This is a genomic window from Rhizobium sp. 18065 (assembly GCF_902706095.1).
Lineage (GTDB): Bacteria > Pseudomonadota > Alphaproteobacteria > Rhizobiales > Rhizobiaceae > Allorhizobium.
On record NZ_CACSJP010000019.1, the window covers coordinates 22,974 to 33,247 of the forward strand.

The window sequence follows — 10,274 nt, forward strand, 5'->3', positions numbered from 1 at the left end:
CATGAACAGCGATCAGTTTTGCCCGAGGGTTATAAACTTTGTATTAAGAACGCTGCGGAAAATATCCCGCGCTCACAACAGATCCTGAAGGAATGGGATCAGCGGCTCGTCGGCCGGCGGCATGGGATAGTCGCGCAGCGCCTTGGCCCGCACCCATTTGATCGCCTGTCCCTCGCGTCCATGCGGAATGCCTTCATAGCGACGGCAGATATAGAGAGGCATCAGCAGATGGAATGTTTCATACGTGTGGCTGGCAAACGTCAGGGGCGCGAGACAGGCAACCTTGGTCTGGATGCCCAGTTCCTCGTCGAGTTCGCGCACCAGGGTTTCCTCCGGCGTCTCTCCGGTCTCGACCTTGCCGCCCGGAAACTCCCACAGACCGGCAAGCGACTTTCCCTCGGGCCGCTGGGCGAGCAGTATCCGATTGTCGGTATCGACCAGCGCGCAGGCAGCCACAAGCAGGATCGATCTCGGCGTCTCGCTCATGCCTCGGCCTTTCGCCAGTAATAATATCGATAGGCTTCCTCGAACCCCATCTTGGCATAGAGCGCAAGCGCCGGCGCGTTGTCGGCGACCACTTGCAGCCAGGCTGTACGGGCACCGCCGATGCGCGCCCAGCGCAGCGCAGACGTCAGCACCTCGATGCCGAGCCCCTGGCCACGCCGGTCGGCGCTGACGGCAAGCGACATGACACCTGCAAGGTCATTGTCCTGCACGCACAGCGTTACCGCAACCGGCCCGTCCTTGGGATCTTCGATGACGAACAGCCCGGTCGTCGGCTTGATCGCGCTGATGATTTCGGCCAGCGATGGCTTCAGTGCCGGATCTTCCCCGTGCACGGCGATGTCGGCATCGACGTAGCGTCCGATATCATGGGTCGGAAGATGATCCAGCGTATCCGGCAGATCGATCTGCGACAGGTCGCAGGTCATCGTCACCACCTCCTCGAAACGCTCCCAGCCGTCGGCCTCCAGGAAGTCGATCATCGGCTTCGGCGACAGCGGCGTCTGACGGATCAGCAGGGGACGGCCATGCGCTTCGAAGCGGCGCCCGGCCTTCTCGATGCGAAGGCCGATATCGCGGCTGTCGGAAGGGTCGAGCGCGACGATGCAGTTGAGCCGCTTCGACGGATGGCTGCCGGTCAGGCGGACCTGCCAGCTGCCGTCATAGACGACGCTCGTCGCCGGCCATGCGCGAAAACCAACCGCTTCGAGACGGCGAACGAGGGGCAGGTTCTGGTCAGGTACAGTTGCAAGCATGTCGGCGATCAACTCCGGTAATCGCCGTTGATGGCCACGTATTCCTTGGTCAGATCGCAGGTCCACACGGTCGCCGAGCCATTGCCGAGGCCAAGATCGACCTTCACCGGAATGTCCTGGCCCTTCATCACGTTGGAGGCTGCCTCTTCGGAATAGCCGGCATCGCGCTCGCCATTGACCGCAACGCGCACATCGCCGAACCAGATCGCCAAACGGTCGCGATCGGCCTCTTCGCCGGCCTTGCCGACAGCCATGACGATACGACCCCAGTTGGCGTCTTCGCCGGCAGCCGCCGTCTTGACCAGCGGCGAATTGGCGATCGACAGCGCGATCGTCTTGGCGGCCACATCGCTTGTCGCACCGGTGACGGTGATTTCGAGCATCTTCGTCGCGCCTTCGCCATCGCGCGCCACCTGGATCGCCAGATCCTTGAGCAGCGCATTCAGCGCATCGCGAAAGCTTGAAAGCGCCGCATCGTCCACAGTTTCGATCCGGCGCTGACCGTCTTCGGCAGCGGCCCCCGTGGCAAACAGCATCAGCGTGTCGGAGGTCGAGGTATCGCTGTCGACAGTCATCGAATTGAAGCTCGGCCCGACGCCGGCCGACAGCAGGCTCTGTAGCACAGGCGCTGCGATATCGGCATCGGTGACGACGAAGGACAGCATCGTCGCCATGTCGGGCGCGATCATCCCGGCGCCCTTGGCAATGCCGTTGATCGTCACGGTCACGCCGCCGATCTCCGCGGTACGCGTGGCAACCTTCGGATAGGTATCCGTCGTCATGATCGCCTTGGCGGCCTCGAGCCAGAAATCGCCGGTCCCGTCCTTGGCCATCTGGCCCAGCACGCCGGAAAACTTGCTCGCATCAAGCGGCTCGCCGATGACACCTGTCGATGCCAGGAAAATTTCGCCCTCGTCGCAGCCAAGCGCCGCTGCCGCCGATTTCGCGGTCAGTTCGGTCGCGGCGCGGCCCTTGAGACCGGTAAAGGCATTGGCATTGCCGGAATTGACCACCACGCCACGCGCCACGCCTGCCGCCAGGTTCTTGCGGCAGAAATCCACCGGAGCCGACGGGCATTTCGACCGCGTGAATACGCCGGCAACGCTGGCCGGCCTGTCGAACGCCATCAACAGCACGTCGGTGCGATCTTTATACTTGATGCCGGCCGCGGCCGTGGCCATCCGCACACCGCGGATCGCCGGCATCTCGGCATAGGATTTCGGAGCAAGTGGAGAAATGCTGGAAGACATGATCATGGCCTGTAATGGAAGGCCCGCAATCTGCGGGCCTTTTTCTGGGAAACAAACGATGCGTTACGGCTGCGGCTGGGCCTGCTGCTTGTTCGCGTCTTCATAACCCTTGCGCAGGGTCTCATCGATGATCTCGATCTTCTGGTCGGCCTTGGCCTTCTCGATCACTTCGAGATACTTGTCGCGCATCACCAGCTGGCGAACCTGCTGAGCCACTTCTTCGTATTTCGGCGGCGCAGCTTCGCGCTTGTCTTCCAGCTTGATCACGTGGAAGCCGAACTGCGTCTTCACAGGCGTCTTGGAATAGCTGCCCTTTTCCATGCCGAATGCGGCTTCTTCGAATTCCGGAACCATGCGGCCCTTGACGAAATAGCCGAGATCGCCGCCTTCCGACTTGTTCGGGTCGGTCGACTTTTCCTTGGCCAGCTCGATGAAGTCCTTGCCGGCATCGAGATCGGCGATGATCGCCTTGGCTTCTTCCTCGGTCTTCACCAGGATGTGGCGGGCGCGGATCTCGTCCTGCTTGGGAAGCGCTGCGATTTCCTTCTCGTAGCGCGCCTTGACTTCGTCTTCGGTCACGGCGTCGACGACGTTCTTCTTGAAATAGATGTTGTGCAGCTCGCGGTCGGCGATGAACTGCATGCGGCGGACATATTCCGGATCGTTCTTCAGACCGGCTGCTTCGGCATTGCCGGCCAGCAGTTTGACGTCGATCGCGCCGGAAAGAGCGGCAACCTTCTTCTGCTCGTCCGGTAGCTGGGAGAGCTGCGGATCGAGGTTGGCGATGGCGAGATCCAGTTCGGACTGGGTGATCTCGAGCGTGCCGACCTTGGCAACCACGGCATCCTCGGCAAACACCGGGCCGTGGAGGGCAACGAGGGAGACACAGGCAGCAAGCAGAAACTTATTAACGCGAAGCATGAAAGACCTTTCGGATGGTGAACCGTTTGAAGACCGCTCGAATCGGGCAAAAAATTGTCCGATGCCCGTAATTCGCAGGCCTTTCGCACTCGCCTGCGCCGTTGACATCATTCGACCCCCCTCTTATCTGTCACGCAACCTCGCGTCCAGAGTAGTTTCTGGAGGCACGGCGCCTAAATGCTTGGACAGAAGTGAAGCATCTGGGCGTGTTAACGTTATGACGAAGGTCAGAAAGGACCATCGATATGGTCAGTCTTGGTGGACTTGCGCGCAAAATTTTCGGCTCGTCGAACGAGCGTCGTGTCCGTTCCTATCAGCCGCGCATCGCCGAGATTGCTGCGCTGGAAGAGAGCATGAAGGCACTTTCCGACAGTGAACTGGCCGGCAAGACCGATGAATTCCGCCAGCTTCTGGCCTCGGGCAAGACCCTGGACGACATTCTGGCCCCGGCCTTCGCCGTCGCCCGCGAAGGTTCGCGCCGCGCCCTTGGCATGCGACCATTCGACGTACAGCTGGTCGGCGCGATGATCCTCAACGACAACTCGATCGCCGAAATGAAGACCGGCGAAGGCAAGACGCTGGTGGCAACGCTCGCCGTCTACCTCAACGCGCTGGCCGGCAAGGGCGTGCATGTCGTCACCGTCAACGACTACCTCGCCAAGCGCGACAGCCAGACCATGGCCAAGCTCTACGGCTTCCTCGGTCTTTCGACCGGCGTCATCGTCCACGGCATCACCGACGACGAGCGCCGCGCGGCTTACGCCTGCGACATCACCTACGCCACCAACAACGAACTCGGCTTCGACTATCTGCGCGACAACATGAAGTATGAGCGCGGCCAGATGGTCCAGCGCGGCCACAACTACGCCATCGTCGACGAAGTGGACTCGATCCTTGTCGACGAAGCCCGCACGCCGCTGATCATCTCCGGCCCGCTCGACGACCGCTCCGACCTCTACAACACGATCGATGCCTATATCCCACTTCTCAGCGCCGAAGACTACGAGATCGACGAGAAGCAGCGTTCGGCGAACTTCTCCGAAGAAGGCACCGAGAAACTCGAAAACCTTCTGCGTGAGGCTGGACTGCTCAAGGGTGAATCGCTCTACGACGTCGAGAATGTCGCGATCGTCCACCACATCAACAATGCGCTGAAGGCTCACAAGCTGTTCAGCCGCGACAAGGACTACATCGTCCGCAACGACGAAATCGTCATCATCGACGAATTCACCGGCCGCATGATGCCGGGCCGACGCTATTCCGAAGGCCAGCATCAGGCGCTGGAAGCCAAGGAAAAGGTCAAGATCCAGCCGGAAAACCAGACCCTGGCCTCGATCACCTTCCAGAACTATTTCCGCATGTATTCGAAGCTCGCCGGCATGACCGGCACGGCATCGACCGAGGCGGAAGAATTCGCCAACATCTACGGTCTCGAAGTCATCGAAGTCCCGACCAACCTGCCGATCAAGCGTATCGACGAAGACGACGAGGTCTACCGGACCTTCGAGGAAAAGTTCAAGGCGATCATCGACGAGATCAAGGCTGCCAGCGAGCGCAACCAGCCGGTACTGGTCGGCACCACCTCGATCGAAAAATCCGAGCTGCTCGCCGACATGCTCAGCAAGTCCGGCTTCAAGGACTTCAAGGTCCTCAACGCCCGCTACCATGAGCAGGAAGCCTATATCGTGTCGCAGGCCGGCGTACCGGGTGCGGTTACCATTGCCACCAACATGGCCGGCCGCGGCACCGACATCCAGCTCGGCGGCAATCTCGACATGCGCCTCGAGCACGAATTAGCCGACATGGAGCCGGGTCCGGAGCGCGATGCCAAGACCGAAGCCATCAAGGCGGAAATCGCTGCCCTCAAGCAGAAGGCGCTCGAAGCCGGCGGCCTCTACGTCATCGCCACCGAACGCCACGAAAGCCGTCGTATCGACAACCAGCTGCGTGGCCGCTCCGGCCGCCAGGGCGACCCGGGCCGCTCCAAGTTCTACCTGTCGCTCCAGGACGACCTGATGCGCATCTTCGGCTCGGACCGCATGGATTCGATGCTGACCAAGCTTGGCCTGAAGGACGGCGAAGCGATCGTGCATCCGTGGATCAACAAGGCGCTTGAACGCGCCCAGAAGAAGGTCGAAGCCCGCAACTTCGATATCCGCAAGAACCTGCTCAAATATGACGACGTGCTGAACGATCAGCGCAAGGTCATCTTCGAGCAGCGCCTCGAGCTGATGGACGCAGCCGACGTCTCCTCGACGATCGCCGACATGCGCCATGAAGTCATCGAGACCATGGTGTCGATCCACATTCCCGAACATGCCTATGTCGAGCAGTGGGATGTCCAGGGCCTGAAGCAGAAGGTCGCCATGACCCTCAATCTCGATCTGCCGATCGAAGAGTGGGCTGCCGAGGAAGGCATCGCCGAAGACGACATCCTGACCCGCATCACCGAAGCCGCCGACAAGGCAGCCGCCGACAAGGCAGAGCGTTTCGGCGGCGAGCTGATGGCCTATGTCGAGCGTTCGGTCATCCTGCAGACCATCGACAACCTGTGGCGCGAGCACATCGTCAACCTCGATCACCTGCGCTCGGTCGTCGGCTTCCGCGGCTATGCCCAGCGTGATCCGCTGCAGGAATACAAGGCCGAAGCCTTCGAACTATTCCAGGCCCTGCTCGCCAACCTGCGCGATGCCGCCACCATGCAGATGTCGCGCGTCGAGCTGGTTCGTGATGCCCCGCCAGTACCGACGACACCGGCCATGGAAGGTCATCATATCGATGCGACCACCGGTGAGGACGACTTCGGCGAGGGTGCAGACGAAAGCACTGCCGGTTTCGTCGCACCGGAAAACCGCGATCCGGACCAGCCTTCGACCTGGGGTCGTATCGGCCGCAACGAAGCCTGCCCCTGCGGCTCCGGCAAGAAGTACAAGCATTGCCACGGCGCATTCGAAAGCGCCTGACAGGCGCGCAAGGCAGCGTATATTTTCAAAGGGGCGGCTTTCGAGCCGCCCCTTTTGTTTGCCATGACGACGAGCCCTTGAACCGTTTCTTAACCGTGTTCTGCCACTCTGCGGACGTCGCGTCTGACGGCCTGCGGCCTGCTCCGTCCAGCCGTTTTTTATGTCAGACCAATCATTCAGGCTCTCCGCTGCGATCTTCAACCGCATCGAAAGCCCTGCAAAGAGTTGTGCGTATCGGTGATGGCAGTTCTCCAGACAGCGGAAAAGTTGCTGCCTTCGGGCATGCATCCGTTCGTCCGCAAACTCCATGGCATCCTGACCCGCAACGATGAAACCGGCCGTGCCCAGCGCATGGCCCTGGTCGCCTTTGCCATCCGCGTCGCCAGCGCCGGCATCGCCTTCGTCTCGCAGATCATCCAGGCCCGCCTGATGGGCGAGTTCGAATACGGCATCTTCGTCTTCGTCTGGGTGCTCGTCGTCCTGTTCGGCAATCTCTCCTGCCTCGGCTTTCACACCGCCGTCATCCGCTTCCTGCCGCACTACCGCGCCGCGAACGCCCATGACGAGATCCGCGGCCTGACCATGACCGCCCGCGTCTTCGCCATGAGCTGCGCCAGCCTGCTCGCTCTGATCGGCTTGGCCGGGCTGCATGTCTTCGGTGCGGTGATCGACCACTATTACATGGTCCCGTTGTTCCTCGCCTTCTTCGCCTTGCCGATGATTGCGCTCGGCGATGTGCTCGACGGCACGGCCCGCGCCAACAGCTGGCCGGTGACGGCCATGAGCCCGACCTACATCATCCGCCCCACCCTGATCCTCGTCTTCATGCTCGCCGCCGTTTCGCTCGGCGCAGAGCCGACGGCGACCACCGCCATGCAGGCAGCTTTGGCCGCCACCTATGTGACGACGATCGGCCAGTTCCTCACCATCGACCATCGCATGGTCCAGCGCTTCGACAAGGGCGCCCGCAAGATCGATTTCCTCGCCTGGTTCAGGGTCGCTCTGCCGATCTTCCTGATCGAGGGCTTCGGCTTCCTGCTGACCAATTCCGATGTCGTCGTCGTCGGCCTCTATCTGCCGCCCGATCAGGTCGGCATCTATTTCGCCGCCGCCAAGACCATGGCGCTCGTGCAGTTCGTCTATTTTGCCGTCAAGGCCGGTGCCACGCCGCAGTTTTCCGCGATGATGGCAGCCGGCGACAAGGTGTCGCTGGCAAGCTTTGCCGGCACGGCGGCCCGCTGGAGTTTCTGGCCGTCGCTTGCCGTCGGCGGCCTGGTGCTCGTCCTCGGCAACTTCCTGCTCTCGCTGTTCGGCGCGGCCTTCACCGCCGGCTACCATCTGATGGTGATCCTGTTTATCGGCACCATGGCCAAGGCCCTGGTCGGCCCTGCCGAAATGCTGTTGACCATGGCCGGTCGGCAAAAACTCTGCGTCCTGCTCTATGTCGCAGCACTTTCGACGAATATCGGATTGAACGTGACCCTGATCCCCATCTACGGCCTGGCCGGCGCTGCCACCGCCACCGCAGTGGCCACGATGGTCGAAGCCATCCTCCTGCACATCACCGTGCGTCGTGCCCTGGGCATCGTGGTGTTTGCCTTCGCCGACCCACTGTCGCTGATGAACAAGACGAAAGGGGCTGCCTGACCATGCCGGAAAAGCCCATCTACAACGAGAGCATGAACAGCGATGCCAATCGCCTGATCGGCAGCCTCGCCAACCGCCGCGAGATGCGTGTCGGCGCCGATACCGAGATGGCCGTCGGCCGCCCGGGCCGCCACCTGAGCATCTATCCCGGCCAGATGGGCTACGACCTGCAGGACGAGCTCGACCACCTGACCTACCGCGTCATGGAGGCCAATGTCTTCTTCGCGCCGCGTTTCCTCGCCCCGGCCATGCCGCGTCTGGAGGAGCGCCAGGTCCGCCTCGCCGTGATCCGCGACGAAGACGAGCGGCGCTCGCGCCTGCGTATGCTGTTTCCCTTTTCTGTCGAAAAACCGGGTTTCTCGGTCGGCCCATCGATCATCCGCGTCTGGGCCAATCCCTTCGGCCCGCTCGGCACGCCGCTGGTTGATGCCGAGGGCGCTGCCGAAACAATCGACAACCTGTTCGAGGCGATGGCCCGGCCCGAAGCAAAGCTGCCCGGCGTGTTGGTCCTGCCGGACCTGCGCCTGAACGGGCGCTTTGCCCAACTCGCCAGGGCGGTCGCACTTGGCCGCGAACTGCCCCTGACTGTCACCAGCCCCTATGAGCGCCCGATGCTGCACAGCGCAGAGGACGGCCAGAGCTATCTGCAGAACAGCCTGGCAAAGAACCATCTGCGTGAGATGCGCCGCCAGTTCCGCCTGCTCAGCGAACTGGGGCCCGTCAGCTACAATGTCGCCCGTCAGCCGGAAGAGATCCGCCTGCGCATGGAGGAATTTCTAGCGCTCGAGGCCAGCGGCTGGAAGGGCCGCAAGCGCTCGGCGATGATCACCGATCGCCTGCGTGCGGCCTTTGCCCGCGAAGCCATCACCAATCTGGCCGAAGCCGACCAGGTCCGTATCCACACGCTCGACCTGAACGGCAGCGCCGTCGCGTCCATGGTCGTCTTCATCATGGCCGGCGAGGCCTATACGTGGAAGACCGCCTATGACGAGGACTATGCCCGTTTCTCGCCGGGCAAGCTGCTGATGGCGGACCTGACGGAATGGCATCTCGACGACGCCAATATCGAGCGCACCGACAGCTGCGCGGTCCCCGACCATCCGATCATGAGCCGTTTCTGGCAGGAACGGGAGGCCATGGGCACGCTGGTGATCGGCCTCAAGTCGAATGCCGACCGCGACGTGCGCCAGGTCGGTACCCAGCTGCATATGTATCGCAACACCCGCAACATCGCCCGCATCCTGCGCGACAAGATCCTCAGCCGCCGTTTCGGCAGCTGAGCATCGCCGGGCTCCGGGCTCATGGCCCGTGACCTCAGGCGGAAGTCGCGGCAACCTCGCGGTCGCGCAGCAATCGCCGGATGACCTTGCCGCTGGTGGTCAGCGGCAGTTCATCAACGAACGCCACTTCGCGCGGATATTCGTGCATGGACAGCCGATGCTTCACCCAGTCCCGCACCTCTGACGCCAGCGCCTCGCTGCCGGAAAAACCGGCCTGCAGCACGACGAAGGCCTTGACGATCTCGGTTCTCAGCGCATCCGGCTTGCCGATCACCGCCGCCAGCCGCACGGCCGGATGGCTGATCAGGCAATCCTCGATTTCCGCCGGTCCGATCCGGTAGCCCGACGAGGTGATCACGTCGTCGTCGCGGCCGAAGAACTGAACATAACCCTCGTCGTCCTGCCGGCCGAGATCGCCGGTCTTCATCCAGTCACCGACGAACTTGGCGGAAGTCGCCTCCGGGTTCTGCCAGTAGCCGAGAAACATCACCGGATCCGGCCTCGCGATCGCCACCTGCCCGGTCTCGCCCGGCGGCAGTTCATGGCCGGCCTCGTCGATGATCGCCACCCGGTGACCGGGCACGCTTTTGCCGATAAAACCGGCTTTCGACACGCCGAGACGGGCCGCCGACGACAGCACAAAATTGCACTCTGTCTGGCCATAGAACTCGTTCGGCACGATGCCGAGCGCTGTCTTCACCCATTCATAGGTCTCGCGCCCGAGCGATTCACCCGCCGAACCGATGCTGCGCAGAACCAGATCATAGTGCTGTCGCGGCTGCTCGATCGCCGCCAGCAGCCTGAGCGCCGTTGGTGGAATGAAGGCATTGCGCACCTTCATCTCCGCCATGATCCGGAAGGCCATATGCGGATCGAACTTCTGCGCCGGTGACGAAACCACCGGGATGCCGAGCAGCAGCGATGGCAGCAGCGCATTTAGCAGCCCGCCCGCCC

Annotated in this window: 8 protein-coding genes; 3 read left to right on the forward strand and 5 right to left on the reverse strand. The window is 62.2% G+C overall.

Going from position 1 to position 10,274, the window contains the following annotated elements:
- Positions 1 to 72: 72 nt before the first annotated feature.
- The 4 genes from mutT to GVK95_RS24400 all read right to left on the reverse strand — a co-directional run bounded on the left by mutT (position 73) and on the right by GVK95_RS24400 (position 3,430).
- Positions 73 to 486, reverse strand: a complete 414-nt coding sequence (gene mutT, locus GVK95_RS24385; protein ID WP_159953279.1) for an 8-oxo-dGTP diphosphatase MutT — start codon at positions 484 to 486, stop codon at positions 73 to 75.
- Positions 483 to 1,259, reverse strand: a complete 777-nt coding sequence (locus tag GVK95_RS24390) for a GNAT family N-acetyltransferase (RefSeq protein WP_159953280.1) — start codon at positions 1,257 to 1,259, stop codon at positions 483 to 485. The genes mutT and GVK95_RS24390 overlap by 4 nt, the downstream gene beginning before the upstream one ends.
- Before the next feature lie 8 nt (positions 1,260 to 1,267).
- The gene (argJ, locus tag GVK95_RS24395; RefSeq protein ID WP_159953281.1) at positions 1,268 to 2,509 is read right to left on the reverse strand and encodes a bifunctional glutamate N-acetyltransferase/amino-acid acetyltransferase ArgJ; all 1,242 of its coding nucleotides are present in this window, start codon (positions 2,507 to 2,509) and stop codon (positions 1,268 to 1,270) included.
- Positions 2,510 to 2,572: 63 nt separating this feature from the next.
- The gene (locus GVK95_RS24400; RefSeq protein WP_159953282.1) at positions 2,573 to 3,430 is read right to left on the reverse strand and encodes a peptidylprolyl isomerase; all 858 of its coding nucleotides are present in this window, start codon (positions 3,428 to 3,430) and stop codon (positions 2,573 to 2,575) included.
- A 245-nt stretch (positions 3,431 to 3,675) separates the two neighbouring features.
- Between GVK95_RS24400 and secA the strand changes: the two genes are divergently transcribed.
- From secA to GVK95_RS24415, 3 genes are all read left to right on the forward strand, one after another.
- Positions 3,676 to 6,393, forward strand: a complete 2,718-nt coding sequence (gene secA, locus GVK95_RS24405) for a preprotein translocase subunit SecA (protein ID WP_159953283.1) — start codon at positions 3,676 to 3,678, stop codon at positions 6,391 to 6,393.
- A gap of 240 nt (positions 6,394 to 6,633) precedes the next feature.
- Positions 6,634 to 8,040 carry a lipopolysaccharide biosynthesis protein gene (locus GVK95_RS24410; RefSeq protein ID WP_159953284.1) on the forward strand — a complete coding sequence of 469 codons (1,407 nt, stop codon included), beginning with the start codon at positions 6,634 to 6,636 and terminating at the stop codon, positions 8,038 to 8,040.
- A 2-nt stretch (positions 8,041 to 8,042) separates the two neighbouring features.
- On the forward strand, positions 8,043 to 9,320 hold the full coding sequence (locus tag GVK95_RS24415; RefSeq protein ID WP_159953285.1) for a GNAT family N-acetyltransferase: 1,278 nt from the start codon (positions 8,043 to 8,045) through the stop codon (positions 9,318 to 9,320).
- 34 nt (positions 9,321 to 9,354) lie between these two features.
- On the opposite strand, the gene GVK95_RS24420 is transcribed toward GVK95_RS24415, so the two are convergent.
- Positions 9,355 to 10,274 (reverse strand): AMP-binding protein (locus GVK95_RS24420; protein WP_159953286.1); only part of this gene is annotated, 920 nt, incomplete at its 5' end.